The 26444-nt window shown below is 68.6% G+C and carries 24 protein-coding genes; 10 read left to right on the top strand and 14 right to left on the bottom strand.

Features of this window, described 5'->3' with window-relative positions:
• The first annotated feature begins 12 nt into the window (after window positions 1-12).
• Entirely contained in the window at window positions 13-384 is a 372-nt protein-coding gene (locus BP68_RS15995) for a translation initiation factor Sui1 (RefSeq protein WP_496373547.1), read from the top strand.
• A gap of 30 nt (window positions 385-414) precedes the next feature.
• Here the strand turns inward: BP68_RS15995 and ytfE are convergent, their stop codons facing one another.
• Window positions 415-1134 carry an iron-sulfur cluster repair protein YtfE gene (ytfE, locus tag BP68_RS15990; RefSeq protein WP_496373545.1) on the bottom strand — a complete coding sequence of 240 codons (720 nt, stop codon included), beginning with the start codon at window positions 1132-1134 and terminating at the stop codon, window positions 415-417.
• Window positions 1135-1223: 89 nt separating this feature from the next.
• Between ytfE and BP68_RS15985 the strand changes: the two genes are divergently transcribed.
• Window positions 1224-1700 carry an RrF2 family transcriptional regulator gene (locus BP68_RS15985; RefSeq protein ID WP_496373543.1) on the top strand — a complete coding sequence of 159 codons (477 nt, stop codon included), beginning with the start codon at window positions 1224-1226 and terminating at the stop codon, window positions 1698-1700.
• Window positions 1701-1703: 3 nt separating this feature from the next.
• On the opposite strand, the gene phnX is transcribed toward BP68_RS15985, so the two are convergent.
• Genes phnX through BP68_RS15960 form a run of 5 tightly spaced genes read right to left on the bottom strand, consistent with a single transcriptional unit; the run spans window position 1704 to window position 7630 of the window.
• A complete protein-coding gene (gene phnX, locus BP68_RS15980) occupies window positions 1704-2537 on the bottom strand; it encodes a phosphonoacetaldehyde hydrolase (protein ID WP_496373541.1) in 834 nt (277 codons plus the stop codon).
• An 8-nt stretch (window positions 2538-2545) separates the two neighbouring features.
• A complete protein-coding gene (locus tag BP68_RS15975; RefSeq protein ID WP_496373539.1) occupies window positions 2546-3670 on the bottom strand; it encodes a TIGR03364 family FAD-dependent oxidoreductase in 1125 nt (374 codons plus the stop codon).
• Between the two features lie 33 nt (window positions 3671-3703).
• The gene (locus tag BP68_RS15970; RefSeq protein WP_496373537.1) at window positions 3704-5491 is read right to left on the bottom strand and encodes a putative 2-aminoethylphosphonate ABC transporter permease subunit; all 1788 of its coding nucleotides are present in this window, start codon (window positions 5489-5491) and stop codon (window positions 3704-3706) included.
• Window positions 5492-5509: 18 nt separating this feature from the next.
• Window positions 5510-6586 (bottom strand): ABC transporter ATP-binding protein, encoded by a 1077-nt coding sequence (locus BP68_RS15965; protein ID WP_496373714.1) that lies wholly within the window; start codon window positions 6584-6586, stop codon window positions 5510-5512.
• A gap of 9 nt (window positions 6587-6595) precedes the next feature.
• On the bottom strand, window positions 6596-7630 hold the full coding sequence (locus tag BP68_RS15960) for a putative 2-aminoethylphosphonate ABC transporter substrate-binding protein (protein WP_496373535.1): 1035 nt from the start codon (window positions 7628-7630) through the stop codon (window positions 6596-6598).
• 200 nt (window positions 7631-7830) lie between these two features.
• On the opposite strand from BP68_RS15960, the gene BP68_RS15955 reads away from it, so the two are divergent.
• A complete protein-coding gene (locus BP68_RS15955) occupies window positions 7831-8703 on the top strand; it encodes a LysR substrate-binding domain-containing protein (RefSeq protein WP_496373533.1) in 873 nt (290 codons plus the stop codon).
• Window positions 8704-8763: 60 nt separating this feature from the next.
• Here BP68_RS15955 and BP68_RS15950 read toward each other — a convergent pair whose 3' ends face one another.
• Window positions 8764-9393, bottom strand: coding sequence for a LysE/ArgO family amino acid transporter (locus tag BP68_RS15950; protein WP_496373531.1), 630 nt, complete (start codon window positions 9391-9393; stop codon window positions 8764-8766).
• Window positions 9394-9462: 69 nt separating this feature from the next.
• Between BP68_RS15950 and BP68_RS15945 the strand changes: the two genes are divergently transcribed.
• The 4 genes from BP68_RS15945 (at window position 9463) to BP68_RS15930 (ending at window position 15430) form a co-directional block, all read left to right on the top strand.
• Window positions 9463-10371, top strand: coding sequence for an HTH-type transcriptional regulator ArgP (locus tag BP68_RS15945; RefSeq protein ID WP_496373529.1), 909 nt, complete (start codon window positions 9463-9465; stop codon window positions 10369-10371).
• Between the two features lie 200 nt (window positions 10372-10571).
• Window positions 10572-12494: a PrkA family serine protein kinase gene (locus tag BP68_RS15940; RefSeq protein WP_496373527.1), complete on the top strand. Its 1923-nt coding sequence runs from the start codon at window positions 10572-10574 to the stop codon at window positions 12492-12494.
• Window positions 12495-12539: 45 nt separating this feature from the next.
• A complete protein-coding gene (locus BP68_RS15935) occupies window positions 12540-13808 on the top strand; it encodes a YeaH/YhbH family protein (protein ID WP_496373525.1) in 1269 nt (422 codons plus the stop codon).
• Window positions 13805-15430: a SpoVR family protein gene (locus tag BP68_RS15930; RefSeq protein WP_496373523.1), complete on the top strand. Its 1626-nt coding sequence runs from the start codon at window positions 13805-13807 to the stop codon at window positions 15428-15430. Before BP68_RS15935 ends, BP68_RS15930 begins: the two co-directional genes overlap by 4 nt.
• A 134-nt stretch (window positions 15431-15564) precedes the next feature.
• On the opposite strand, the gene BP68_RS15925 is transcribed toward BP68_RS15930, so the two are convergent.
• From BP68_RS15925 to BP68_RS15905, 5 genes are all read right to left on the bottom strand, one after another.
• The gene (locus BP68_RS15925) at window positions 15565-16350 is read right to left on the bottom strand and encodes a MetQ/NlpA family ABC transporter substrate-binding protein (protein ID WP_496373521.1); all 786 of its coding nucleotides are present in this window, start codon (window positions 16348-16350) and stop codon (window positions 15565-15567) included.
• A 246-nt stretch (window positions 16351-16596) separates the two neighbouring features.
• Window positions 16597-17304 carry a phosphoserine phosphatase SerB gene (gene serB, locus BP68_RS15920; RefSeq protein ID WP_496373519.1) on the bottom strand — a complete coding sequence of 236 codons (708 nt, stop codon included), beginning with the start codon at window positions 17302-17304 and terminating at the stop codon, window positions 16597-16599.
• Window positions 17305-17376: 72 nt separating this feature from the next.
• The gene (locus tag BP68_RS15915; protein ID WP_496373712.1) at window positions 17377-17538 is read right to left on the bottom strand and encodes a hypothetical protein; all 162 of its coding nucleotides are present in this window, start codon (window positions 17536-17538) and stop codon (window positions 17377-17379) included.
• A 9-nt stretch (window positions 17539-17547) separates the two neighbouring features.
• Entirely contained in the window at window positions 17548-17676 is a 129-nt protein-coding gene (locus tag BP68_RS15910) for a hypothetical protein (RefSeq protein WP_496373517.1), read from the bottom strand.
• Window positions 17677-17708: 32 nt separating this feature from the next.
• Entirely contained in the window at window positions 17709-17948 is a 240-nt protein-coding gene (locus tag BP68_RS15905) for a sigma factor (RefSeq protein ID WP_496373515.1), read from the bottom strand.
• A gap of 510 nt (window positions 17949-18458) precedes the next feature.
• Here BP68_RS15905 and mtlD point away from each other — a divergent pair.
• Entirely contained in the window at window positions 18459-20633 is a 2175-nt protein-coding gene (mtlD, locus tag BP68_RS15900) for a bifunctional mannitol-1-phosphate dehydrogenase/phosphatase (RefSeq protein ID WP_496373513.1), read from the top strand.
• A gap of 118 nt (window positions 20634-20751) precedes the next feature.
• Here the strand turns inward: mtlD and BP68_RS15895 are convergent, their stop codons facing one another.
• Entirely contained in the window at window positions 20752-21432 is a 681-nt protein-coding gene (locus BP68_RS15895) for a hypothetical protein (RefSeq protein WP_496373511.1), read from the bottom strand.
• Window positions 21433-21435: 3 nt separating this feature from the next.
• Window positions 21436-24921, bottom strand: coding sequence for a transcription-repair coupling factor (mfd, locus tag BP68_RS15890; protein WP_496373509.1), 3486 nt, complete (start codon window positions 24919-24921; stop codon window positions 21436-21438).
• 90 nt (window positions 24922-25011) lie between these two features.
• Here mfd and BP68_RS15885 point away from each other — a divergent pair, with 90 nt between their 5' ends.
• Together BP68_RS15885 and ispF are read left to right on the top strand one after the other, a co-directional pair.
• On the top strand, window positions 25012-25884 hold the full coding sequence (locus tag BP68_RS15885) for an IspD/TarI family cytidylyltransferase (protein ID WP_496373507.1): 873 nt from the start codon (window positions 25012-25014) through the stop codon (window positions 25882-25884).
• Window positions 25885-25904: 20 nt separating this feature from the next.
• Entirely contained in the window at window positions 25905-26384 is a 480-nt protein-coding gene (gene ispF, locus BP68_RS15880; RefSeq protein WP_496373505.1) for a 2-C-methyl-D-erythritol 2,4-cyclodiphosphate synthase, read from the top strand.
• The last annotated feature ends 60 nt before the right edge of the window (window positions 26385-26444 follow it).

Here is a 26444-nt window from a genome sequence, read left to right as displayed (position 1 = left end):
TTTGTCCCTTCCATGAAATCCTTGCGTGACCTGGGCAGCCTGAGCGGGCTGGTCTATTCCACCGACGCGGGCCGCATGTGTCCCGGCTGCCGCCAGCCCGTGGCGCAGTGCAGCTGCGCATCCAGCCGGCCCGTGCCTGCGGGCGACGGCATCGTGCGCGTGTCGCGTGAGTCCAAGGGCCGCGGAGGCAAGGTCGTCACCGTGGTCAAGGGCGTGCTGGCGGATGCCGCGGCGCTGGAGCAACTGGGCAAGCAGCTCAAGTCCGCGTGCGGCAGCGGCGGCACCGTGAAGGAAGGCGTGATCGAGGTGCAGGGCGACCATGTGGAGCGCGTGATGGCCGCGCTGCACAAGCAGGGCCACAAGGTCCGGCGCGCGGGCGGTTGACGCTGGCCCGTGTGCCGGGCGGCACCGCCATCAGGCGCCGGAGCAGGCGCAGGCCGAGGCGCCGCAGCCTTGCGAGGCGGCGGCCTCGAACTGCGGGAACAGCACGTTGTTCTCCAGGTGGATGTGGTTGACCAGGTCGTCGCTGAGCTGGGCCAGGCCGGCATACAGCGCGCGCCAGGTGTTGCAGGCACCCTGGGGCGGCGTGATGTCGTTGGTCAGGCTGGCGATGCGCTCCAGCGCCTCGCCGTGGTCGGTGTGCTCGGTGCGCATCATGTCGATGGGCTGGTTCACGAAGGCATTGCCGCCGGCGCGCAGCATGGGGAACAGCACCACTTCCTCCTTGTGCATGTGCGACTGCAGCTCATCGTGCATGGCCTCCAGCGCGTCGGCCAGGCCGACGGGCACATGGGGGTTGCCGCGGTGCACGGCCTCCACGCGGCGGGCCATGCGGATCAGCTCGGGCAGCTGGGCGCGGTGCACCTCGTGGTAGCGCGAAAGAATGTGGTCGATCAGTTCGGCGGGCGTGCCGGCATCGGGCAGCGCAGTGGGGCGCTGCAGGGTGGAGAGTTCGTCCACCACGGCTTGCAGGTCCAGCCCCTTTTCGCCGGCGGCCTGGCGCAGGCTCACCTGGCCGCCGCAGCAGAAGTCAAGCTTGAGGCGGCGGAACACGGCGGTGGCGCCGGGCAGTTGTACGGCAATCTGGCCGATGGCCTGGCTGGGGTCGATGGCGGCTGGGGCGATGGCATTCATGAGGGATTCCTAAAGATTCATTTGGTGTGAATATTTTATTCATTAAAATCCATCCCGTGTGAACCTTTATGTTGCCCCAGGGCAAAACCATGCGACTGACCCAGTGGACCGACTACACGCTGCGCGTGCTGATGTACTGCGCCGCCAGCCAGGAGCGCGAGCAACCCGTGACCATCAGCGAGGTGGCCGAGGCGCATGGCATTTCGCGCAGCCATCTCATGAAAGTTGTGCAGCAGCTCGCGGCGCAGGGGTTGCTGGACACCACGCGCGGCCGCGGCGGCGGTATGCGGCTGATGAAGCCCGCGCGGGAGATCAATCTGGGCGCCGTGGTGCGCGCGACCGAGACCGATTTCGACATGGTCGAGTGCTTCAATGCGGATCTCAACCAGTGCCGCATGATCAACCGTTGCCGCCTGCAGACCGTGCTGGCCGATGCCACGCAGGCCTATCTGGCGGTGCTGGACGGCCTGACGGTGGCGGACTTGGTGGCGCCGGCACCTGCACCGCGCGCGGGTGCGCGGATGCAGGTGCTGCGCTTCGTGCCGGGCCTGCCCCCGGCGGGCTGAACCTCAGTCCGTCCCGACGGGGGATTCCCCGCGGCTGAGGCGGGCGCGAATGTCCTCGACCACGGGCGGCAGATCGGCCACGCCGTCGATCACATAGTGGGCGCCGGCCTCGCGCAGCTGCTGCGTGGCCTGCGCGCGCATCTGCTGCTGCTGCACGGCATCAAGCGCCTGCCATTCCTGCAGCGACAGCCCGAGCGTGTTGCCGGTGACGGCCAGGCCCACGGTCCAGCAGCCCACGGCCAGGCCTTCCTGGATGCCGGGCGCGGTGTCGTCCACCTTGATGACGGCGCGGGGCGGCCAGACCTGCAGGTCGGACAGCGTGCGCACCATCATCAAAGGGCCGGGGCGGGCGCTGGCCATGTCGCCCGCGCACACGAGGTTGTCGGGCACGTAGCCCTGGGCCGTGGCCAGCGGCACGAGCTCGTCCATGATGGGGCGGTTGTAGCCCGTGGTCGATCCGATCTTGAGGCCCTGTGCGCGCAGCGCCCGCACGGTGGTCAGGGCGCCGGGGATCAGCTCCGCGTGGTGGCGTACGCTGGCGGCGTTCATGGGGGTGAACACGCGGTACAGCTCGTCGCAGTCCGCGTCGCCGAAGGCGCGGCCGTGCACGCGCAGCCATTCGGCCGCGATGCGCGGCGTGTGGCCCAGCGCGTGGATGTGGTCCCACTTGGCCAGGCCCATGGGCACGCGCGCCTCGGCGATGCTGATGGCCACGCCGTAGCGCTGGAACAGTTCGACGAAGGCCGCCATGGGTGCGCGGCTGCCGAAGTCGAGGATGGTGCCGGCCCAGTCGAAGACGACGGCCTGCAGGGCGGGGTGGGGTGTGGTGGCGGTCATGGGGCGGTTCACCAGGCGGACAGGACTTCCTCGGCCAGGCCGAGCGCGGTGCTGGCGCCCGAGCCGCTGGTGACGGCGACGAGGCGCGTGGCGTCATCGGGGGCCTGCACGATGCAGGTCTCGCTGGGCGAGACGGGGTAGCAGCCCACCCAGCGTTCGACGACGGTGGCCTCGGTGAGCTGCAGTGCCTCGCGCAGGTGGCGCAGGATCAGCGCGTCCACATGCTCCTGTGCGAAGGGCGCGGGCGCGGGGCCGCCGGGCGTGCCGTAGTGGTGCGAGTCGCCCACGACTAGGCTGCCGTCGGCGCTCTGCACCACGATCAGGTGGATGCCGTGCGCCAGGGATTCGTGCTCTTCATTTTGTAGCTGTTCACGCAGTATGGATGCGGGTTGCATGGCACTGTAGCCCTCATAGCGCACCAGGCTCAGGTCGCCCATCACCGAGCCATTGAGCGTGAACCCCGCCTGCGGGCGCACGCGCAGCATCTGCAACTGGCACTGGTTCAGGCCCTGTGCGGCCCACGCGGGCGCGTACAGGCTGCCCGGGTCGGCGTTGGTGCAGACCACCACGCGGTCGGCTGCATAGTCGCCGCGCACGGTGCGCACGCGCGGCGGCGCCACCTCCAGCACGGCCTCGCCGAAGCGGAAGTCCACGCCATGCGCCTCGGCCAGCCACTGCGCCAGGCGCGGGATGGCCGTGCGTGATTCCACGCGCAGCTCGTGCGGGCTGTAGAGCACCGACTGCAGTCCTTGCGTGCGCAGTGCGGGGTGGCGCTCCGCGGCGGCCTGGGGCGTGAGCAGCGTGCAGCCCTGGGCCATGTCGGTCTGCATGAAGGCTTCGAGCACCGCGTGCGCGGCGGGGCGGCGTGCCGTGAGCCACAGGCCCTGGTGCAGCACCTCGATGCCGGCCTGGGGCGCGATCTCGGCCCACAGATCGCGCGAGCGCATGGCGCGCTGCCAGTGGGCGCCGGCGCGCTGGCCCGTCACGGTGACGAAGCCGAAGTTGCGCACCGACGCGCCCGCGCAGGCCGCGTCGCGCTCGATCACAAGCACCTTGAGGCCTCGCCGCGCTGCGATGTAGGCATGGGAGAGACCGACAATGCCGGCCCCTACAACGATGATGTCGTATGTCATGGGAGAAGAACGGAAGGAAGAAACGAAAGAGGGCTAGCGCGTGCGCCAACGCTGCGTGTGGCGCGCCTGCGCCCGGTCGGCCAGGCCGATGAGCAGCCGGCCCGCGGCCGCCGTGGCAAAGATCAGCGTGGCCATGGCCGCCGCCGGGGCAATGTCGCCGGCGTCGTCCATGGCGAGCACAGCAATTGATGCGAGCGTGGTCTCGGGCGAGTAGATGAACACCACGGCCGACACGGTGGTCATGGCGTTCACGAAGAAGTAGCCGGCCACCTGCATCAGCGTGGGCAGGCACACGGGCAGGTGCACGCGCCAGAGCATCTGCCAGAACGGAATGCCCAGGGCCTGCGCCGCGCGCTCGTACTCGGCGTCGAGCTGCTGCAGTGCTGCCAGCTGCGTGATGTGCGCCACCGAGTAGAAATGCGCCACCGTGCAGGCCACGAGCAGCGCCATGCTGCCGTACAGGCCCTGCAGCGGGTTCCAGGCCGCGTTGAAGAACAGGATGTAGCCCAGGCCCAGCGCCAGGCCCGGCACGGCCATGGGCAGGGTGGCGACGGCGTTCAGCCACTGCCGCGACCGCGAAAAGCGCGTGGGCTTGGCCACCAGGTAGGCCGTCACGAAGCTCAGCAGCGCGCCCGCCACGGCCGTGCCCAGTGCCAGACGCACCGAGTTGCCGTAGCTGGCCCAACCGCCGCCGTCCATGAGGTCGAAGCGGTAGTTCTTGAGCGAGAGCGTGAGGTTGTAGGGCCAGAAGCTCACGAGCGAGGCGTAGATGGCCGTGCCCATGACGCCGACCAGCACGACCGCGACCGTGCCGCAGTACAGCAGCAGCGCGCGGTCCAGCGGCGCGTGCGGCCGGGGCACGTGGGGAACGGCGCGCACGCCCAGGGTGGCCGACTGGCGCGCGCGCAGGTGCTGTTCGGCCCAGAACGCCAGCCCCGCGGGCACCAGCAGCAGCATGGCCACCACGGCGCCCATGGGCAGGTTCTGCTGGCCGATCACCTGCTTGTAGATGTCGGTGGCCAGCATCTGCGTGTTGCCGCCGATGACCTTGGGCACGCCGAAGTCGGTGATGACGAGCACGAACACCACCACCCACGAGATCATGAGCCCGTAGCCGCTGGCCGGCAGCGTGACCTGGCGAAAGATGCGCCAGCGCCCCGCGCCCAGCGTGGTGGCGGCCTCGTGCAGGCGGCCGTCGCTGGCGGCCAGGGTGGTGCACAGGATGAGCAGCGCGTGCGGGAAGGTCCACAGCACCGCGCCCATGACGATGCCGATGGGCCCGTAGGCCGAGGCGCCCAGCAGCCAGTCCTTGAGCAGCCCCTGGCTGCCGAACAGGTAGATGAGGCTGATCGCCATGAGCAGCGAGGGCGCGAGCAGCGGTATGAGCGCCACGGCGCGGAAGAAGCGCGCCAGCGGCATGCAGCTTTGCGTGACCGCGTAGGCGTAGACATAGGCCAGCGCCACGCACAGTGTGGCCGACAGCGCCGAGAGCCACAGGCTGTTGGTGAGCGATGCGCCCACGCCGGGGCTGCGCAGGTAGGCCGCGAAGTGGGACAGGCCGGCGAAGCTGCCGTCGGCGTTCCACAGGCTTTGCGCCAGCAGCGCCACCACGGGCGCCAGCACCGCGAGCAGAAGCGCCGCAAGGGCGCCGGCCAGCAGCAAGGCGAGCAGCGGGTGCTCCAGCGCGGCGCGTGTGCGCGGCGGGCTGTGCGGCTGCGGTGCGGGCTGCACGGGCCTGGCGCGCGGGGGGCGGTGCGGAGCGGCGGGCGCGTGCATGGTGGTGGGCAAAGGGGAGGGCAGGGGAGCCGTGGTCGTGTTCATGGCAGCGTCTTCCAGGGCTCAGGCCGCCTGCCGCATGGAGTCGGGCAGCGCCAGCGGCTGCAGCGCGGCGGCGGGCAGTTCCACGAGGACCTCGCCATGCAGCCAATCGGGCAACTGGGCGTCATGGCGCAGCGGCCATTGCGCATCCAGCGTGCACTGCAGCGTCTCGCTGTACAGGCGCACGAGCACGACGGGGCCGAGGAAGATGGTCTCGACCACGCGCGCGCGCTGCAGGTTGGGCAGTGCCGTGGGCAGGGCGGGGTGCAGCACCACGCTCTCGGGGCGCAGGCCCACGAGCAGCGGGCTGCCCGCGCGGTATCCCGGGGTGGCGCAGTCGAGGAGCTCCGCGCCCACGCGCACCCGGGCGTTGCCCTCGACCACGGCGGGCAGCAGGTTCATGCGGCCCACGAAGCCCGCCGCGAAGCGGCTGGCGGGCTGGGCGTAGAGCTGCTCGGGCGAGCCCTGCTGTTCGATGCGGCCCTGGTGCATGAGCACCACGCGGTCGGCCATCGACAGCGCCTCTTCCTGGTCGTGCGTGACCATGATGGAGGTGATGCCGAGCTGGCGCTGCAGGCGGCGCATCTCGCCGCGCAGCTCGGCACGCACCTGGGCGTCGAGGGCGGACAGGGGCTCGTCGAGCAGCAGCAGTTCGGGCCGGGGGGCGAGGGCGCGCGCCAGCGCGATGCGCTGCTGCTGGCCGCCCGAGAGCTGGGCCGGGTAGCGGCCGGCCTGCTCGGTCAGGCTCACGAGCGAGAGCATCTCGGCCACGCGTTCGCGCACCACGGCGGGGGGCTGACCGTGCAGGCCGAAGGCCACGTTCTGCGCCGCCGTGAGGTTGGGGAACAGTGCGTAGCTTTGGAACACCACCCCGAAGCCGCGCCCGGCGGCGGGCAGGCGCGTGATGTCGCGTTCGTGCAGCAGCACGCGGCCCGCGTCGGGCGACTCGATGCCGCAGACGATGCGCAGCAGCGTGGTCTTGCCGCAGCCCGAGGGCCCCAGCAGGCTCACGAACTCGCCGGGTTCCACGTCGAGGTCGATGGCGCGCAGCACCGCGTTGCCGCGGAACTGCTTGGTGATGTTCTGGATCGAGAGCATGCCCACGGCTTACTTCTTCTCGGCCTTGGCTTCGTAGCGGCGGCTCCACTCGGCCAGGATGCGGTCGCGGTTGGCGGCGGCCCAGTTGAAGTCGTTCTTGGCCAGCAGCGATTCGAGGTTGGCGGGAACGTGGTCGAGCTTTTCCTGCGCCGCGGGCAGGGCCAGCACGGCGAAGTTGGCGGCGTAGAGCTGGTTGGCCTGGCGGGTCACGGCCCAGTCGGCCAGGGCCTTGGCGGCGTCCTGCTTCTTGCTGGTCTTCATCACGGCCGTGGCTTCCACTTCCCAGCCCAGGCCTTCCTTGGGGAAGACGATGTCGATGGGGGCGCCGTCCTTCTTGGTCTTGGCGGCGCGGTACTCGAAGCTCAGACCTACGGGGAACTCGCCGGCGCCGGCCTGGCGGCAGGGCTTGGAGCCGCTGTGCGTGTACACGCCGATGTTCTGGTGCAGCGCATCCATGAAGGCCCAGCCCTTTTGCTCGCCCATCATCTGCAGCCAGGCCGACACCATGAGGAAGCCCGTGCCGCTCGACGCGGGGTGGGGCATGGTGATCGTGCCCTTGTAGACGGGCTGCGCCAGGTCGGCCCAGCTGGCGGGCGTGGGCAGCTTGCGCTTGGCGGCTTCCACGGTGTTGAAGCACAGGGCCGAGGACCACAGGTCCATGCCCACCCAGGTGGGCACGGCGCGCGTGTCGCGCATGGTGGCGCGCACCTGCTCCAGGCCCTTGGGGGCGTAGGGCTGCAGCATGCCTTCCTTGTCGAGCAGCATCAGCGAGGTGGCGGCCAGGCCCCAGATGGCGTCGGCCTGGGGGTTGCCCTTCTCGGCGAGCAGGCGGGCCGTGATGATGCCGGTGCTGTCGCGCACGAACTTCAGCTCGATCTCGGGGTGCTCCTTCTCGAACGCGGTCTTGTAGGCCTTGATCTGGTCGGCCTCCAGCGCGCTGTAGACCAGCAGCTCGGTCTTGGCGGCGTGGGCGAAGGTGGATGCGGCCAGCACGGTGGCGGCGATGGCGAAGCGGCGGCTCCAGGAGGCGAGGGGGTTGCGCATGGCGGTTTCCAGTGGTGTGGGTGGTTCGTTGGCAGGTGGCCTGCCGGACCACCCGTGACGCCAATGTAGAAAGCGCCGGTGAAACACCTGTGTCACACAACGGAAGTTTTTCAAACCCGGTATTGGCGGATTTGGGTGGCGCCCTGTGGTGAAATGCCGGCGCCGCGCCGCCCGTGCGCGCCGGTCCGCCGTGGAGGCCCATGTTTGTCACGCAACTGAAATCCTTCTTCCTCGTGGCCCGGCTGGGCAGCATCACGCTGGCCGCCAAGCAACTGGGCCTGAGCCAGCCCACGGTGACCACGCAGATCCGCGCGCTCGAGGAGCATTACGGCGTGGAGCTGTTTCGCCGCCAGGGCGGGCGTCTGGCGATCACCGACGAGGGGGTGCGCCTGCTGCCCATGGTGGAGCAGCTGCTGCAGCAGGAGAGCAGCGTGGAGTTCGCGCTGCGCAATGCGGGCGACGCGAACCACGGCCTGCTGCGCATCGGCGCGACGGCGCCGTACTACATCCTCGACATCGTCAAGCGCTACCAGGCGCGCTATCCGCGCGTGGAGGTGGTGATCGGCGCGGGCAATTCCCGCCAGACGGGCGACGCGCTGCTCGAGTTCCGCGTGGATCTGGCCACCTCGTCGCACCTGGAGGGAGATGCGCGCCTGCTGCGCCTGGAGCTGGGCTCGGATCCGCTGGCGCTGGTGGTGCACCGCAGCCATCCGCTGGCGGGGAGGCGGGCGGTGCGGGTGGCAGAACTGGCAGGTTGCGGGCTGATCCTGCGCGAGCGCGGCTCCATGACGCGCCAGCGCACCGAGGAGATGCTCGCGCAGGCCGGCGTGGCGCCGCGCCAGGTGCTGGAGATCGCGAGCCGCGAGGCCATCCGCGAGGCGGTGATCCGCGCCATGGGCGTGAGCGTGTTCGCGCGCCACGAGGCCTCGGCGCACCCCGACCTCGTGGTCCTGCCCTTCGAGGAGGATGTGCCCTGCCTGGCGGAATACCTGTACTGCCTGCGCGAGCGGCGCGATGCGCGGCTTATCGGCGCCTTTCTGGCCGAGTGCGGCCTGGCTGCCTCGGCCGCGTAGCCGGGCCCACGGCGTGGCGCAGGCGCTTCACGGGCGCTTCACGGGGCGCGTAGCAGCCCGTCACGCGCCCTGCCACACCCACCAGGCCAGCACGAACATCATGGCGCCCGTGAGCATGTCCAGCACCCGCCAGGCGCGCGGGTTGGCAAACACGCCTTGCAGGCGCCGCCCCGCGAAGGCCAGCACCACGAACCAGGTCAGGCTGGCCGAGGCAGCGCCCAGCACGAAGATCCATTTGAGCCAGCCGTCCTGGCGCGCGCCGATGGAGCCGATGAGCACCACCGTGTCCAGGTACACATGGGGATTGAGCAGCGTGATGACCGCCAGCCCGCTCACCACGCCCAGCACGCCGCGCGCCGCGCGGCCGCCCGAGGCGTCCAGCCCCGCATCGGGCGCAAAAAGGGCACGGTGCCAGGCAAACAGGCCGTAGGCCAGCAGAAACAGCGCACCGCCCAGCTGCAGCCAATGCGCCAGCGTGGGCGAGCTGCCCAGCAGTTGCGCCATGCCCGCCACGCCCAGCCCCACCAGTAGCGCATCGCTGAGCACGCACCAGGCCACGCACACGCGCACATGCTCGCCCTGCACGGCCTGGCGCAGCACGTACAGGTTTTGCGCCCCGATGGACACGATGAGCGACAGGCACACGGTGAAACCCGCGAGCCAGGAGGACGAAGCAGCAGCATTGAACATGCCTGGATGGTAGGTAGCCACAGGCATTAAGTACACTTAAAACATCTAAACAATATTTAGTAAAGCTAAATGCTGGACTACGCCGGACTGGAGGCCCTTGCCGCCGTGGTGCGCGAGGGCAGCTTCGAGCGTGCGGCCCGCCGCCTGCACGTCACGCCCTCGGCCGTGTCGCAACGCATCAAGCAGCTGGAGGAGCGTGTGGGCCAGGTGCTGGTGCAGCGCGGCAACCCCTGCACCGGCACGGAAGCAGGCTTGCGTCTGTGCCTGCACCTGGAGCAGGTGGCGCTGCTGGAAAACCAGCTGCGCCGCACCAACCCCGACCTGCTGCCCGACGCGCCCGCGCCGGCGCCCACGCTCAAGCTCGCGGTGAATGCCGATTCGCTGTCCACCTGGTTCATGGACGCCATGGCCGCCTTCACCGCGGGCGGCAACGAGCTGCTGGACCTGCGCATCGACGACCAGGAGCACACGGCCCAGCGCCTGCGCCAGGGCGAGGTGATCGCCGCCGTCACCGCCACGAGCACCAGCATCGCCGGCTGCAACACCTGGCCGCTGGGCACCATGCGCTATGTGGCGGCGGCCAGCCCGGCCTTCGTGGAGCGGCACTTTGCCGAGGGCGTGACGGCCGCCGCCCTGGCCCGCGCGCCCATGATGATCTACGACCGCAAGGACCGTCTGCAGGACCAGTGGATGCAGGCCAACGGCCTGGCCTCGCGCGCGCATGCGCCGCGGCATTTCCTGCCGTCCAACTTTGGCTACGTGCGCGCCTGCGAGGCCGGTATGGGCTGGGGCATGCACCCCACGGCGCTGATCCGACAGCAACTGGCCGAAGGCCGGCTGGTGGAGATGCTGCCGGGCTCTGCGATGGACGTGCCCATGTACTGGGCCCACCCGCGCACGGCCCAATCGGCCCTGGAGCGGCTCACGCACTGCGTCATGGCCGCCGCGCGGCAGTGGCTGGAACCTCCCGCGGCCTGACCTGCGGGGCCGGTCCCCGGCGGGCGGGTGCGCCCCGTTCCTGCCGTGCAGCGTCCGCGATCTGCACCCGCCGCAGAAAGGTATGGCTTTTACGGCCTATCCAAAGCGGGTGCAAGGTGCTACAACAACCCCATGCGGTAGTGAATGCCTTGCAACTTTGCGGCACTGCTGGGCCCCGGGGTGCCGCCACGGGAGGTCGTATGGACGCCATCAGCAACTCAGCTGCCCGCTACGCTCGCTTGCGCGAAGAGGAAATGTCGGTCGACGAATACCTCGCCCTGTGCCAGCGCGATCCCATGGCCTACGGCAGTGCCGCACAGCGCATGCTGGCGGCCATAGGCGAACCGGAGATGGTGGACACGCGCCATGACCCGCGCCTGTCGCGCCTGTTCGCCAACAAGGTCATCCGCCGCTATCCCGCCTTTGCCGAGTTCTATGGCATGGAAGATGCCATTGAGCAGGTGGTGAGCTATTTCCGCCACGCGGCCCAGGGGCTGGAGGAGCGCAAGCAGATCCTGTACCTGCTGGGGCCGGTGGGCGGCGGCAAGAGTTCGATCGCCGAGCGCCTGAAGTACCTCATGCAGAAGGTGCCGTTCTACGCGCTCAAGGGTTCGCCGGTGAACGAGTCGCCGCTGGGACTGTTCGATGCCATGGAGGACGGGCCGGTGCTGGAGGCGCAGTTCGGCATTCCGCGGCGCTGTCTGCAGCATGTGCTCTCGCCCTGGGCCGTGAAGCGGCTGGACGAGTTTGGCGGCGACATTCGCCAATTCCGCGTCGTCAAGCGCTATCCCAGCATCCTCAAGCAGGTGGCGATTGCCAAGACCGAGCCGGGCGACGAGAACAACCAGGACATCTCCAGCCTGGTGGGCAAGGTGGACATCCGCAAGCTGGAGAACTTCGCACAGGACGACACCGATGCCTACAGCTACTCGGGTGGCCTGTGCCTGGCCAACCAGGGCCTGCTGGAGTTCGTGGAAATGTTCAAGGCGCCCATCAAGGTGCTGCACCCGCTGCTGACCGCCACGCAGGAGAGCAACTACAAGGGCACGGAGGGCTTTGGCGCCATTCCCTTCGACGGCCTGGTGCTGGCGCACAGCAACGAGAGCGAGTGGAAGGCCTTCCGCAACAACAAGAATAACGAGGCCTTCCTGGACCGCATCTACATCGTCAAGGTGCCTTACTGCCTGCGCGTTTCAGAGGAGGTGAGGATCTACGAGAAGCTGATCCGCGAATCGTCGCTGGCCAAGGCCGTGTGCGCGCCCGGCACGCTCAAGATGATGGCGCAGTTCTCGGTGCTCACGCGGCTGAAGGAGCCGGAGAACTCCAGCATCTTCAGCAAGATGCAGGTCTATGACGGCGAGAGCCTCAAGGACACCGATCCGCGCGCCAAGAGCTACCAGGAGTACCGCGACTATGCCGGCGTGGACGAGGGCATGTCGGGCATCTCCACGCGCTTCGCCTTCAAGATATTGGCCAAGGTCTTCAACTACGACAGCACCGAGGTGGCGGCCAACCCGGTGCACCTGATGTACGTACTGGAGCGGCAGATCGAGCGCGAGCAGTTCCCCGCGGAGCTGGAGACCAAGTACATCGGCTACATCAAGGAATACCTGTCGCAGCGCTACGCCGAGTTCATCGGCAAGGAGATCCAGACCGCCTACCTGGAGAGCTACAGCGAGTACGGCCAGAACATCTTCGACCGCTACGTCACCTATGCCGACTACTGGATCCAGGACAGCGAATACCGCGACACCGACACCGGCGAGGTGTTCGACCGCAATGCCCTCAACGCCGAGCTGGAGAAGATCGAGAAGCCCGCGGGCATCGCCAACCCCAAGGACTTCCGCAACGAGATCGTCAACTTCGTGCTGCGCGCGCGTGCCAACCACCAGGGCAAGAACCCGAGCTGGACCAGCTACGAGAAGCTGCGCCTGGTGATCGAGAAGAAGATGTTCTCCAACACCGAGGAGCTGCTGCCCGTCATCAGCTTCAACGCCAAGGCCAGCGCCGAGGATGCGCGCAAGCACGAGGACTTCGTCACCCGCATGGAGGCCAAGGGCTACACGCCCAAGCAGGTGCGCCTGCTGTGCGAGTGGTACCTGCGCGTGCGCAAGAGCAGCTGACCGGCCCGCCGGACGTTACGCGCCGGGCCATGCAGGGGGACACAGATGGCATTGCAAATCATCGACCGCAGGCTTGCAGGCAAGAACAAATCGGTGGGCAACCGCGAGCGTTTCGTACGCCGCTTCAAGGAGCAGATTGGCGAGGCGGTGCGGCGTGCCGTGTCTGCGCGCGACATCCGCCATATCGAGCAGGCCGAGAACATCACCATCCCCAGGAAGGACATCCGCGAGCCGGTGTTTCACCACGGCCCGGGCGGCATACGCGACACCGTGCATGCGGGCAACAGCGACCATGTGCGCGGCGACCGCATTCCCCGGCCCCAGGGCGGCGGGGGCGGGGCGGGCTCGCAGGCCAGTGACAGCGGGGAGGGGGAAGATGACTTCACCTTCACCCTGTCCAAGGAAGAGTTCATGCAGCTGTTCTTTGAAGACCTGGCACTGCCGCGCCTGCTGCGCACCCACATTGGTGAAACGTTGCAGTACAAGACGCGCCGCGCCGGCTACAGCCACGAGGGCACGCCGCACAACCTGGCGCTGCTGCGCACCATGCGCGGCGCCCAGGGGCGGCGCATTGCCCTGACCAAGGCACCACAGCGCGAGCTGCAGGTCCTGCAGGCGCAGCTGGATGCCCTGCTGGCCCAGGACGACGGCACCAGCGAGGCCGTGGCCGAGCTGCAGCAGCGCATCGACGCGCTGAAGGAGCGCATGGACAAGGTGGCCTTTCTCGACCCCCTGGACCTGCGTTTTCGCAACCGCACCCGGGTGCCGGTGCCCACCACCCAGGCCGTGATGTTCTGCGTGATGGACGTGTCCGGCTCCATGGACCAGGCGCGCAAGGACCTGGCCAAGCGCTTCTTCATCCTGCTGTACCTGTTTCTCACGCGCCACTACGAGAAGATCGACATCGTCTTCATCCGCCACCACACCCAGGCCGCCGAGGTGAGCGAGGACGAGTTCTTCCATTCCACCGAGAGCGGCGGCACGGTGGTCAGCAGCGCGCTGGTGCTGCTCGACCAGATCGTGCGCGCGCGCTACCCCGCGGACGACTGGAACATCTACGTGGCCCAGGCCAGCGACGGCGACAACTTCCAGGACGACGGCGCCCACTGCCGCAGCCTGCTGGCGGAGAAAATCCTGCCGCTGGTGCGCTACTTCGCCTACGTGCAGGTGGCGCAGGAGGAGCAGAACCTGTGGGATGAATACAGCCAGCTGGCGCGGCTGTTTCCTCACTTCGCCATGCGCAAGGTGTCCGAGCCGGGCGAGATCTACCCGGTGTTTCGCGACCTGTTCAAGAAAGAGGGGGTATCGGTATGAACCTCTCTCTGTACCCCGCCCTGGAACGCCGGGCAAGCAGGAAGGCCGGCAGGCCGGCCGCCGCGGGCGAGCGCCAGCGCGGCGTGCCCCGCGCCCCGCTGCAGGCCCGGGAGCGCCCCGACCGCCCCCTGCCCGACCCCAGCGACTGGACCTTCGAGCTGATCGAGCGCTACCACGCGGTCATTGCCGCCACGGCCGAGCGTTACGGCCTGGACACCTACCCCAACCAGCTCGAAATCATCTCCGCCGAGCAGATGATGGACGCCTACGCCAGCGTGGGCATGCCGGTCAACTACCGCCACTGGAGCTACGGCAAGGAGTTCCTGGCCACCGAGCGGCGCTACCGGCGGGGCGCCATGGGGCTGGCGTACGAGATCGTCATCAACGCCAACCCCTGCATCAGCTACTTGATGGAGGAAAACTCCACCGCCATGCAGGCGCTGGTGATCGCCCACGCGGCCTACGGGCACAACAGCTTCTTCAAGAACAACTACCTGTTTCGCATGTGGGCGGATTCGGGCAGCATCATCGACTATCTGGTCTATGCCCGCGACTTCGTCTCCCAATGCGAGGAGCGCTACGGGCTGGATGCCGTCGAGCAGCTGCTGGATTCGTGCCACGCGCTGGCCAACTTCGGGGTCGACCGCTATTGCCGTCCGTCCAAGAAAAGCCTGGCGCGCGAGCGCGCCGAACTCGAGCAGCGCGAGGCCTACGTGCAGCAGCAGGTCAACGTGCTGTGGCGCACCTTGCCCAGGCGGCGCGGCAAGGACAGCGAGGCCCAGGAGGCAGAGCGTTTTCCCAAGGAGCCGGAGGAAAACATCCTCTACTTCATCGAGAAGAATGCGCCGCTGCTGGAGCCCTGGCAGCGCGAGATCGTGCGCATCGTGCGCAAGATCGCCCAGTACTTCTACCCGCAGCGCCAGACCCAGGTGATGAACGAGGGCTGGGCCACGTTCTGGCACTACACCCTGCTCAACACCCTGTACGACGAGGGCTGGCTTACCGATGGCGTGATGATCGAATGGCTGTCATCGCACACCAACGTGATCTACCAGCCGCCGGCGGGGCACCGCGCCTACAGCGGCATCAACCCCTACGCCCTGGGCTTCGCCATGTACAGCGACATCCGGCGCATCTGCCAGAACCCCACCGAGGAAGACCGGCGCTGGTTCCCCGACATGGCCGGCACGCCCTGGCTGCCGGCGCTGCACCACGCCATGCAGAACTTCAAGGACGAGAGCTTCATCGGCCAGTTCCTGAGCCCGCAACTGATGCGCGACATGCGCCTGTTCGCCATCCACGACGACCCCGGCGAGCGCGAGCTGCTGGTCAGCGCCATCCACGACGAGGACGGCTACCGCCAGCTGCGCCAGCTGCTGTCCCGTCAGTACGACCTGGGGGTGCGCGAGCCCAACATCCAGGTCTGGAACGTGAACCTGCGTGGCGACCGCTGCCTCACGCTGCGCCACACCCAGTACCAGGGCCGCCCCCTGGCCGACGACGCGCTGGAGGTGCTCAAGCATGTGGCGCGCCTGTGGGGCTTTGGCGTGCAGCTCGAAAGCGTCAACGGCCATGGCGAGCTGCCGGTGCTGCTGCACAGCGTGCCGGCGCCGCCCGCCTGAGTGTGGTGGGTGGATTTAAGTGAAATGCGCTTGATGGCCTTGCGTATCAAGCGCGATTAGCTATTAATAACATATCAAAAAGCGCTGCCCATGGGCAGCGCTTTGGCAGGGGGTGATCAGGGTGATGGGCGGGCTTAGAACGCCGGCACCACGGCGCCCTTGTACTTGTCCTGGATGAACTTCTTCACTTCGGGCGAATGCAGGGCCTTGATCAGCTTGGCGATGTTGGCGTCGTTCGCACGGTCGGCGCGGGCGGCGACGATGTTGGTGTAGGGCGAATCGGCGCCTTCGATGAACAGCGCATCCTTGGTGGGGTTGAGCTTGGCCTCGATGGCGTAGTTGGTGTTGATCAGGGCCAGGTCCACGTCGGCCAGGGCGCGGGGCAGCAGCGGGGCCTCGAGTTCCTTGAACTTGAGCTTCTTGGGGTTCTTCACCACGTCCAGCGGCGTGGGCGTGAGGCTCTTGGGGTCCTTCAGTTCGATCAGGCCCTGCTTGGCCAGCAGGATCAGGGCGCGGCCGCCGTTGGAGGGGTCGTTGGGGATGGCCACGGAGGCGCCAGCCTTCAGGTCCTTGATGTTCTTGATCTTGCTGGAATAGGCGCCGAACGGCTCCACGTGCACCTTGCCGTTGGGCACGGCCACCAGGCTGCTCTTGCGGTCCTTGTTGTAGCTGTCCAGGTAGGGCTGGTGCTGGAAGAAGTTGGCGTCCAGCTGCTTGTCCTCCACGGCGGCGTTGGGCTGCACGTAGTCGCTGAACTCCTTGACCTGCAGGTCTACGCCCTGGGCCTGGAGCTGGGGCTTCACGAAGTTCAGGATTTCCGCATGCGGCACGGCCGTGGCGGCTACCTTGAGCACGTCGGCGGCCTGCGCACCCAGCGCAACGGCGGCCAGGGCAATGGCGGACAGGGTTTTCTTCAACATGGCGAACGGATTCCTTTGGATGGGTTACTCGGCAGCGCTGCCTGGTGCAGCGGGGCAATGATGCGCAAGGGCGGTTGACAGGGGCGCAGTGTAAGACGGCCGGTGTGCGGGTGCGACGTTTTTATTTTCATATTCATATATACGAATGGTTTTTTATCCATTGAGATGTGGATGAAAAACGGCAAAAGCGCTTATTTGGTAAGCGCTAATAGCTATGAATATGAGAGCTTGTCGCGTGCCGCGGCTTCAGCGCAGCACTTCGAGCAGCCGGTCCAGCCCGCCCTGGTTGATGGCCACCTGGGCCTGGGCGCGCACGGCGGGCTTGGCGTGGTAGGCCACCGACAGGCCGGCCGCGCCCATCATGGGCAGGTCGTTGGCGCCGTCGCCCACGGCGATGGCCTGGCGCGGGTCGATGCCCATGAGCGAGGCCACCTCCAACAGCGTGCGGCGCTTTTCCGCGCCGTCGCAGATGTCGCCCCAGGGCTGGTCCACCATGCGGCCGGTGAGCTGGCCGCCCTCGACCTCCAGCACGTTGGCGCGTGCGAAGTCGATGCCCAGGTGGGACTTCACGCGGTCGGCGAAATAGGTGAAGCCGCCCGAGACCAGCAGCGTGGCCATGCCGGCGGCCTTGGCGGCGGCGATGAGTTCCGCCGCGCCCGGGTTGAAGCGCAGGCGCTCGGTGAACACGCGCTCCAGGTCGGTCGTGGTCACGCCCTTGAGCAGCGCCACGCGCTGGCGCAGGCTGTCCTTGAAGTCGGCAATCAGGCCCTGCATGGCGGCCTCGGTGATGGCGGCCACCTCGGCCTTGCGGCCGACGAAGTCGGCGATCTCGTCCACGCATTCGATGCTGATGAGCGTGGAGTCCATGTCGAAGGCGATCAGCTTGTAGTCGGCCAGGCGGGTGGAAGGCAGCGTGCCCTGGACGGTGATTCCGGGTGCAAAGGAGGCGGTCATAAGAGGCGTGTGCAGGAAAGGGAGGGGGCGCCGGCGCGGGCGGGACGCCAGGGGCGCGGTGGCAGCGGGATTCTACGGGCGGGGCCGCGGCGGGCGCTGGGCGCCGGCGCGTGAGCGGGCGCGCCAGCGCGTCCACCAGACCGCCAGCCCGGCCAGCGCCACGGCGGAGGTCGCCAGGCCGGCCAGCAGCACCGCGATGCGCCCGCCCATGCCCAGCATGCGCCCGGTGTGCAGGAGGTACTGTCAGGTCAGGAAGCCGTGCGCCGAAGGGATTGGGTGCATGCGTGCGCGGCGTACGGCCTCTTTCACGCCAAAGGCCGAGGTGCGCGATGGCGCCACGAGCACGGCATGCCCCTCCGGGGACAGCGCCATGGCATGTGGCGCAGGGTGTCGATATAGGCCTGCTACAGGTCCTGGCGCCGCCACTGCTGGAACAGGACGCGCTTGGCGATGGTGGTGAGAAAGGCCCGCGGGTCGCGGATGTCGGTGCGTCCGCCGTCCTCGCTCAGCTGCAGGAAGGTTTCCGACGCCACGTCCTCCGCTTCGCTGCGGCAGGAGACGCGCCGCAACAGGCGGCCGCGCAGCCACGCATGGTGCTCGCGAAAGAGGTGATCCACCTGCGCATGGAACGGAACCGGCTGCATGGGAAGTCGTCGGGCGGGGGCAATGAAGATACCTGGCGTTCTAAATAAAAACAATTCCTATTCGTTGGCTTGTCCGATGCGGGGGGCGTAGTGAGCGGGGCGTGGCTGACGCTGGCCGTGGACCTTGGGCACCGCGCACAGGGCGGTGCGTGGCGCCATGCCCTGCGGCCGGCGCGACACCGATCGGGGGGCGCTCCCGGGCTGGGGCATGGGGCGCAGCGCTTCAAGCAATGAATGCTATTTAATTGATAGCTGTTTGCGCTTTGTGGATGGGCATTTCATGGGTTTTTCATGTAATTGCGGCCTATCGGATCGGGCCGGCGGCCATTCGGGTGTTGTCCGGGGCGTGGGGGCCGCAGAGCCGGTGCCGCCGGGCGCAGCCCAAATACAGCATTTTTGAAATGCATGCAAATGCTGCAAATAGCCAGATAAATTGTGAAAAAAGCCGGCTTTTGTTGCATCGCTCGCTAGAATTTTTTTGCAATGCAGCAAATTTGACAAAGGAACTCGATGCTTCAATTCCAGGGCAAGACGATCGATACCGCCATCTTTGACATGGATGGAACCATGTTCGACACCGAACGCCTGCGGTTCCAGACCCTGCCCCAAGCCTCCGAAGAACTGTTTGGCAAGCCTTTCACCGAGCCCGTGCTCCTGGGTTCACTGGGTCTGAGCGCGACCAAGGCCGAAGCGCTTGCCAAACAGCACTACGGGCAGGACTTTCCGTATGCCGCCATCCGTCGCCGGGCCGACGAGCTGGAGCTGGCGCATGTGCGCACGCAGGGCGTGCCCATCAAGCCGGGCCTGCTGCCCGTGCTGGAGCGGCTGCGCAAGTCGGGCCTGAAGATGGCCGTGGCCACGTCCAGCCGCCGCGCCATTGCCGAGGAATACCTCATCAACGCCAACATCTACAAGTACTTCGACCTGTGCGTGTGCGGCGACGAGGTGGCGCAGGGCAAGCCACACCCCGAGATCTTTGTGCGCGCGGCCGAGGCGCTGAACAGCCAGCCGGCGCAATGCCTGATGTTCGAGGATTCGGAAAACGGCGTGCGCTCGGCCGCCGATGCGGGCGGCGTGGTGATCCTGGTCGAAGACATCCAGCTGCCGCCGCCTGCCGTGGCGCGGCGCGCCTTCGGGGTCTACGGCGGCCTGAGCGAGTTTCTGCAGGACCTGGCGGCCTGCACGCCCAAGATGTCCATGCCCGCCGTGACCGAGCCATTTCCGCAGGCGGTGAACCTGCTCAAGGCCGGCATCCACGGCTTCGGGGCCATGGGCGGCGGGTATCTGGCGCAGGTGTTCTCGCACTGGGACGGCTATACGCGGCCCTGCGAAATCATCGCCTCCACGGGCAATGCGCTGCTGCGCGAGGCCATCGACGCGTTCGGCAAGTTCAGCGTGCGCTACGGCAGCCTGGCGTTCGACCAGACCATCGAGCAGCTGCGCGTGATCGACGCCGCCGACACGGATGCCGTGGCCGGCATGTACCGCGACTGCGAGATCGTGGCGCTGTGCGTGCCCGAGCAGGCCGTGGCCGCGCAGGCGGGCGTGATCGCGCAGGGGCTGGCCGAGCGCTTTGCCGCGCACGGGCGGGAGCTGACGGTGCTGGTCGTGCTCAACAAGGTGGGCGGCGCCGAGTTCGTGCGCGCGCAGGTGGAGGCGGCGCTGCAGCAGCAGGTGGCGCCCCAGGTCTGCCGCCGGATTCTGGAGCGCACGCGTTTCAGCGAGACGGTGGTCACGCGCATCGTCTCCAAACTGAGCGAAGACGCGCTGGTGCGCCAGCTGCGCATCAAGAGCGAGCTGTACAAGAAGAACGTGGAGGCCGTGCGCGAGTCGTCGCCCCATGCGGACGACTGGGCCGAGGCGTTGCCGGACGACACGGCCGAGGTGGTGGCCCCGCATGTGAACACGCTGCGCGATGCCGGCGAGCCCGCCAGCGCGCTGGCGCCGCTGCACCTGATCCTGTTCAACAGCGAGACCGACATGCCGCTGTACGTGCAACGGGGCAGCGACCTGCTGGAGCACCTGCGCCAGATCGACACAGTGGCCGACATCGGGGCCATCCAGCTGCTGAAGAACCGGCTGTGGAACGGCACGCACGCCATCGTCGCCTGGTATGCGGCGCTGCTGGGCTACCCCAGCATCGGCCATGCCATGGGCGATGCGCGCGTGCAGGCGCTGATGGACCAGCTGCTCGACGCGGAGCTGGCCCCCGCGCTGGCGGCGCAGTTCCCGGCGTTGCGCGCGCGGCTGCCCGAGTTCGTCGCCACCTTCCGCAACCGCTGCGCCCATGCCTTCAAGGACCCGTGCGAGCGCGTGGGGCGCGACCCGCTGCGCAAGCTGCAGCGCGGCGAGCGCGTGCTGGGCAGCCTGGCCATGGCCGCCGCCCAGGGCGTGGCCGCGCCGGCGCTGGCCTTTGGCGCGGCGCTGGCCGTGCACTACGCGCTGCACCACCCGCAGGCGGCCGAGGAGGACGAGTGCCAGGCGATGCGCGCGCTGTACGCCCGGCGCGGGGCGCTGCAGGACGTGCTGGCCTGGCGCGGCGAATACCATGGCGCGCCGTTCGACGGCCTGGACCCCGTGGCCGATGCCGCGCTGCTGGCCGCCGTGCAGGTGCCGTTCGACGGGCTGCAGGCCGGCGGCTTGGACTACCGCTGGGAGCGGGCCACGGGGGCGGCCCTGGGCTGAGCGGCAGACGGCGTCAACGTGCCGCACCTGGAAAAACCGGTGTCACAGGCGCACGGGCACCCCGTGTGCATCGAGTGCTATTGAATTAATAGCTTCTTGCGCTGTGTGGATGCGCGCTTCATGGCTTTTTGTCGTGCAGGTACAGCGTGTCCGACCAGGTGGCCAGCCATTCGGGCTTGAAGGCCACGAACACCGCGCACAGCATGCCGGTGATCACCGCGTCGCCCCAGGCCATGAGCCAGCGCGCCACCAGCGACAGCTGCTCGCCCACGCCCGGCAGCACATGGCCCGCCCACTGCGACAGCGAGCCGGCCACGAACACGCACAGCGCCGTGCCCAGGAAGCCCCGGCCCAGCACGTAGACGAAGATGCGCGCGCCGCCCAGGGCGCGGTTGCCGGAGAGCCGGCGCAGCAGCACGCCCAGCAGCAGCGTGAGGGTTGCGGGCACCACGCCCTGCCAGACCGACAGGCCCAGGGCCTCGGGCCAGCCCAGGCCGGGGGAGATCAGCGCCGCAATGGTGCCCACGGCCAGCAGCGCCGGCACGGCCAGAGGCCAGCCCAGCATGAGCGTGACCAGGCAGGCGCCCGACCACTGCAGCTGCAGCGGCATGGCGTGCAGCGTGGGCAGCGCCCAGGCCCAGGGCAGCAGCGCCAGCGTGGCCAGCAGCGGCGTCCACAGCGCGGCGGGCGCGCCGTGCGCCTCGTGCACCAGGGGCTTGCGGCTGGCCAGCAGGCGCCAGGGCCGGGCGGCCAGGGCGGCGGCCAGGGCCAGCAGGGCCAGGGTGGCTTCCAGGAACATGGCTCAGGCCGGCACGGCCTCGGCCAGCGGCTGGCCCAGGCTGCGCAGCACGTCGCGCACCATCTGGGCGCGGGCCGCGGGGTCGGGCAGCTCGCGCTCGATGCGCAGCTTCTCGTTGCCCGCCAGCCGGATGTGCTTGTTCTTCTGGATCAGCTGGATGATGCTCATCGGGTCGATGGGCGGCTGCGGCTTGAAGGTGATGTGGATCACGCCGGGCGCCGCGTCCACCTTCACCACGCCGTAGGGCTGGCTCAGCACGCGCAGGCGGTGCACGTCCAGCAGCGTCTGCGCCTGCGGCGGCAGCTTGCCGAAGCGGTCCACGATCTCTTCGAGCAGGCCGTCGATCTGGTCGCTGGTCCTGGCTGTGGCCAGCTTCTTGTAGAACGACAGGCGCAGGTGCACGTCGCCGCAGTAGTCGTCGGGCAGCAGGGCGGGTGCGTGCAGGTTGATGTCGGTCGTGGCGGACAGGGGGGCGAGCAGGTCGGGCTCCTTGCCGGCCTTCAGGCTGCGCACGGCCTCGGACAGCATTTCGTTGTAGAGCTGGAAGCCCACCTCCAGCATGTTGCCGCTCTGGCTCTCGCCCAGCACCTCGCCCGCGCCGCGGATTTCCAGGTCGTGCATGGCCAGGTAAAAGCCGCTGCCCAGTTCCTCCATCTGCTGGATGGCGTCCAGGCGCTGCTGGGCCTGCTTGGTCAGGCCCTCGATGTCCGGCACCATCAGGTAGGCATAGGCCTGGTGGTGGCTGCGGCCCACGCGGCCGCGCAGCTGGTGCAGCTGCGCCAGGCCGAACTTGTCGGCGCGGCTGATGAGGATGGTGTTGGCCGTGGGCACGTCGATGCCGGTCTCGATGATGGTCGAGCACAGCAGGATGTTGTAGCGCTGCGCCACGAAGTCGCGCATCACCTTTTCCAGCTCGCGCTCGGGCATCTGGCCGTGGGCCACGGCGATGCGCGCCTCGGGCAGGATTTCCTCCAGCTTCTGGCGCCGGTTCTCGATGGTCTCCACCTCGTTGTGCAGGAAGTAGCACTGGCCGCCGCGCTTCAGCTCGCGCAGCACGGCCTCGCGGATCACGCCCGTGTTCTCGCTGCGCACGAAGGTCTTGATGGCCAGGCGGCGCTGCGGCGCGGTGGCGATCACGGACAGGTCGCGCAGGCCCTCCAGCGCCATGCCCATGGTGCGCGGGATGGGCGTGGCGGTGAGGGTGAGCACGTCCACCTCGGCGCGCAAGGCCTTCATGGCCTCCTTGTGGCGCACGCCGAAGCGGTGTTCCTCGTCGATGATGAGCAGGCCCAGGTTCTTGAACTGGGTCGATTCGCTGAGCAGCTTGTGCGTGCCGACCACGATGTCCACCGTGCCGTCGGCAATGCCCTTGACGGCGGCGGAGATCTCCTTGCCCGAGCGAAAGCGCGAGACCTCGGCCACCTTCACGGGCCATTTGGCGAAGCGGTCGCAAAGCGTGCGGTAGTGCTGCTCGGCCAGCAGCGTGGTGGGCGCCAGGAACGCCACCTGCTTGCCGCCGGTCACGGCCACGAAGCAGGCGCGCAGGGCGACCTCGGTCTTGCCGAAGCCCACGTCGCCGCAGACCAGGCGGTCCATGGGGCGGGGGCTGATCATGTCCTGCACCACAGCGTGGATGGCGGCCTTCTGGTCCGCCGTTTCCTCGAAGCCGAAGTCGTTGGCGAACTGCTCGTAGTCATTGGGCGAGTAGCGGAAGGCATGGCCCTCGCGCGCGGCGCGGCGGGCGTAGATGTTGAGCAGCTCGGCCGCGGCGTCGCGCACCTGCTCGGCCGCCTTGCGCTTGGCCTTTTCCCACTGGCCGCTGCCCAGCTTGTGCAGCGGCGCCTCTTCGGCGGACACGCCCGTGTAGCGGCCGATGAGCTGCAGCTGGCTCACGGGCACGTAGAGCACGGCCTTGTCGGCGTATTCCAGGTGCAGGAATTCCTGTAGGGCGGGGCTGCCGTCGGGGTTGCGGTTGCCCACGTCCATGTGGATCAGGCCCCGGTAGCGGCCGATGCCGTGCTGGCTGTGCACCACCGGGTCGCCCACCTTCAGCTCGGACAGGTCCTTGATCAGCGCCTCGACGTCGCTGGCCTGCTCCTGCTTCTTGCGCCGGCGCGTGGTGCTGCCGGCGGCGAACAGCTCCGTCTCGGTGACCAGATCCAGGCCTTCCTCCGGCCAGGCGAAGCCCGTGGCCAGCGCCGCCGTGGCGATGCCCACGCGCTCCTCGGGCGTGGACTGGAATTCGGCCAGGCTGTCGAATGCCGGCGGGTTCAGGCCCGAGGCGCGCAGGAAGTCCAGCAGGCTCTCGCGCCGGCCGTCGCTCTCGGCCAGCAGCAGCACGCGCTGCGGCGTGGCGCGGATATGGGCCTGCAGTTTGGCCAGCGGGTCCTCGGCGCCGCGCACCACGGCCAGGTCGCCCAGCTTCTGGAACCGGGCGTCGTCGGCGGCGTCGTCCCCGCGGGGGCGCAGCGACAGCTGGGCGTGCTGGTTGGCCTGCACGTAGAACTGCTCGGTGCCTAGGAACAGGGCCTCGGGCGGCAGGGTGGGGTGGTCGGGGTCGCCCTGGATCAGGCGGTAGCGGTCGCGCGTGTCCTGCCAGAAGCGCTGGAAGGCGGTCTCCAGGTCGCCGTGCAGCACCACCGTGGCCTGCTCGCCCAGATAGTCGAACACGGTGGCGGTGTCGTCGAAGAACAGCGGTAGGTAGTACTCGATGCCGGCCGTGGCCACGCCGTTGCCCATGTCCTTGTAGATGCGGCTGCGCGTGGGGTCGCCCTCCAGCAGCTCGCGCCAGCGCTGGCGGAACTTGGCGCGCGCCGCCTCGTCCATGGGGAACTCGCGCCCGGGCAGCAGCCGCACCTCGGGCACGGGGTAGAGGCTGCGCTGCGTGTCGGGGTCGAAGGTGCGGATGGAGTCGATCTCGTCGTCGAACAGGTCCACCCGGTAGGGCACGGCCGAGCCCATGGGAAACAGGTCGATGAGCCCGCCGCGCACGGCGTATTCGCCATGGCCCACCACCTGCGAGACATGCTGGTAGCCCGCGAGCGTGAGCTGCGCGCGCAGCTTGGCCTCGTCCAGCCGCTGCTTGACCTTGAAGTGGAAGGTATAGCCCGCCAGGAACGCGGGCGGCGCCAGGCGGTACAGCGCCGTGGTGGCGGGCACCAGCACCACGTCAGCCCCGGTGTCCTTGTCCTTCTGCGAAATGCGCCACAGCGTGGCCAGGCGCTCGCTGATCAGGTCCTGGTGCGGCGAGAAGCTGTCGTAGGGCAGGGTTTCCCAGTCGGGAAACAGGGCGCAGCGCAGCTCGGGCGCGAAGAAGGCCATCTCGTCGATGAGCCGCTGCGCATCGGTGGCGTCGGCCGTGACGATGGCGGTAGTGCGCCCGGCGGCCTTCTCGCGCTCGCCCAGGCGGGCCAGCAGCAGGGCGTCGGCGCTGCCCACGGGGCGGGGCAGCGTGAATCGTTTTCCGGGGGAGAGTTTGGGCAGGTCCATGCGGGTGGTGCCGGCGGGCGGCTGCGAATGCAGGTGCAGCGCGCGCCGGGCGGCTCGGGGCGGTAACCGGAGATTCTAGAATGCCCACCCATGACCGACCTGCTGCCCGCCTCCGCCCCTGCCCGCCACGTGCCAGGGCGCTTCTGGGGGCTGGTGCCCTGCGCGGGCACGGGCACGCGGGCCGTGCGCGCCGCGGCGCCGGCCGGCGGTGCCGTCCAGCCCAAGCAGTACCAGCCCAAGCAGTACCAGCCCAAGCAGTACCAGCCCGTGGCGGGACTGCCCATGGTGCTGCACACCCTGGCGGCGTTTGCGGGCGTGGCGCGGCTGGCGGGCACGCTGGTGGCCGTGGCGCCGGGCGACGGTTTCTTTGACGGCCATCCGCACCCCGCCTTCTTTGCCGTGCCCTGCGGCGGCGCCACGCGCGCCGACACGGTGCTGGGCGGACTCAAGGCCCTGCAGGCGCGCGGCGCCGCCGAGGACGACTGGGTGCTGGTGCACGACGCGGCGCGCTGCCTGGTGACCACGGCGCAGATCGACGCGCTCATCGACGCCTGCCAGCACGACGGCGTGGGCGGCCTGCTGGCGCACAAGCTGGCCGACACGCTGAAGACCGCCACCGACGGCCCGGGCGGCGTGCGCGTGGCCTCCACCGTGGACCGCAGCGACAAGTGGCTGGCCCAGACGCCGCAGATGTTCCGCATCGGCCCGCTGCGCCGCGCGCTGGAGCATGTGGGCGCGGCGGCCACCGACGAGGCCAGCGCCATGGAGGCCATGGGCCTGCGCCCGCGGCTGGTGCCGGGCGGCGCGCAGAACTTCAAGGTCACGTACCCGGACGACTTCGCCCTGGCCGAGGCCGTGCTGGCCCAGCGCATGCACGGCGCCACCTTGGAGCGCTTTGGCGGCGACCGCGGCGCGGCTGCCAGCGAGCCCGCCAAGACCTTGTTTTCCCACAGGACACAGTGACAGCAATGAACGGAGCAGGCATGGATTTCAGGATTGGCGAGGGATGGGACGTGCATGCGCTGGTGCCCGGGCGGCGCCTGGTCATCGGCGGCGTGGAGATTCCCCATGCCATGGGCCTGCTGGGCCATTCGGACGCCGACGTGCTGCTGCACGCCATCACCGACGCGCTGCTGGGCGCGGCGGCGCTGGGCGACATCGGCAGCCATTTCCCGGACACCGACGCGCGCTTTCACGGCGCGGATTCGGTGGTGCTGCTGACCGAGGCGGCGCGCCGCGTGCGCGACCGGGGCTACGCCATCGGCAACATCGACAGCACCGTGGTGGCGCAGGCGCCGCGCCTGGCGGCGCACATACCGGCCATGCGCGAGCGCATCGCCGCCGCCCTGGGCCTGCCGCCCGACCGGGTGAACGTGAAGGCCAAGACGGCCGAGCGCCTGGGCCCGGTGGGGCAGGGCCTGTCCATCGAGGCGCGCGCCGCCGTGCTGCTATTGAAAGAGTAGCTGGTTGCGCTTGCCAATCGGTGATTTCAGGCATGAACATGCCTGAATCGTCCGTCTGAC

It is taken from the genome of Diaphorobacter oryzae DSM 22780 (assembly GCF_059568935.1).
Note: the sequence above shows the minus strand (reverse complement) of the source record. Positions and strands in the feature narration are given on the sequence as shown.

Bases quoted from the DNA above. Each gene is read 5' to 3' on its own strand.
- BP68_RS15955 (WP_496373533.1), top strand. From the start codon at position 7,831: ATGTTTGTCACGCAACTGAAATCCTTCTTCCTCGTGGCCCGGCTGGGC.
- BP68_RS15970 (WP_496373537.1), bottom strand. From the start codon at position 5,491: ATGAACACGACCACGGCTCCCCTGCCCTCCCCTTTGCCCACCACCATG.
- BP68_RS15985 (WP_496373543.1), top strand. From the start codon at position 1,224: ATGCGACTGACCCAGTGGACCGACTACACGCTGCGCGTGCTGATGTAC.
- BP68_RS15945 (WP_496373529.1), top strand. From the start codon at position 9,463: ATGCTGGACTACGCCGGACTGGAGGCCCTTGCCGCCGTGGTGCGCGAG.
- serB (WP_496373519.1), bottom strand. From the start codon at position 17,304: ATGACCGCCTCCTTTGCACCCGGAATCACCGTCCAGGGCACGCTGCCT.
- phnX (WP_496373541.1), bottom strand. From the start codon at position 2,537: ATGACCGCCACCACACCCCACCCCGCCCTGCAGGCCGTCGTCTTCGAC.
- BP68_RS15975 (WP_496373539.1), bottom strand. From the start codon at position 3,670: ATGACATACGACATCATCGTTGTAGGGGCCGGCATTGTCGGTCTCTCC.
- mfd (WP_496373509.1), bottom strand. From the start codon at position 24,921: ATGGACCTGCCCAAACTCTCCCCCGGAAAACGATTCACGCTGCCCCGC.
- BP68_RS15935 (WP_496373525.1), top strand. From the start codon at position 12,540: ATGGCATTGCAAATCATCGACCGCAGGCTTGCAGGCAAGAACAAATCG.
- BP68_RS15940 (WP_496373527.1), top strand. From the start codon at position 10,572: ATGGACGCCATCAGCAACTCAGCTGCCCGCTACGCTCGCTTGCGCGAA.
- BP68_RS15910 (WP_496373517.1), bottom strand. From the start codon at position 17,676: ATGGCGCTGTCCCCGGAGGGGCATGCCGTGCTCGTGGCGCCATCGCGC.
- BP68_RS15965 (WP_496373714.1), bottom strand. From the start codon at position 6,586: ATGCTCTCGATCCAGAACATCACCAAGCAGTTCCGCGGCAACGCGGTG.
- BP68_RS15895 (WP_496373511.1), bottom strand. From the start codon at position 21,432: ATGTTCCTGGAAGCCACCCTGGCCCTGCTGGCCCTGGCCGCCGCCCTG.
- BP68_RS15930 (WP_496373523.1), top strand. From the start codon at position 13,805: ATGAACCTCTCTCTGTACCCCGCCCTGGAACGCCGGGCAAGCAGGAAG.
- ytfE (WP_496373545.1), bottom strand. From the start codon at position 1,134: ATGAATGCCATCGCCCCAGCCGCCATCGACCCCAGCCAGGCCATCGGC.
- BP68_RS15885 (WP_496373507.1), top strand. From the start codon at position 25,012: ATGACCGACCTGCTGCCCGCCTCCGCCCCTGCCCGCCACGTGCCAGGG.
- mtlD (WP_496373513.1), top strand. From the start codon at position 18,459: ATGCTTCAATTCCAGGGCAAGACGATCGATACCGCCATCTTTGACATG.
- BP68_RS15950 (WP_496373531.1), bottom strand. From the start codon at position 9,393: ATGTTCAATGCTGCTGCTTCGTCCTCCTGGCTCGCGGGTTTCACCGTG.
- BP68_RS15960 (WP_496373535.1), bottom strand. From the start codon at position 7,630: ATGCGCAACCCCCTCGCCTCCTGGAGCCGCCGCTTCGCCATCGCCGCC.
- BP68_RS15995 (WP_496373547.1), top strand. From the start codon at position 13: ATGAAATCCTTGCGTGACCTGGGCAGCCTGAGCGGGCTGGTCTATTCC.
- ispF (WP_496373505.1), top strand. From the start codon at position 25,905: ATGGATTTCAGGATTGGCGAGGGATGGGACGTGCATGCGCTGGTGCCC.
- BP68_RS15925 (WP_496373521.1), bottom strand. From the start codon at position 16,350: ATGTTGAAGAAAACCCTGTCCGCCATTGCCCTGGCCGCCGTTGCGCTG.
- BP68_RS15905 (WP_496373515.1), bottom strand. From the start codon at position 17,948: ATGCAGCCGGTTCCGTTCCATGCGCAGGTGGATCACCTCTTTCGCGAG.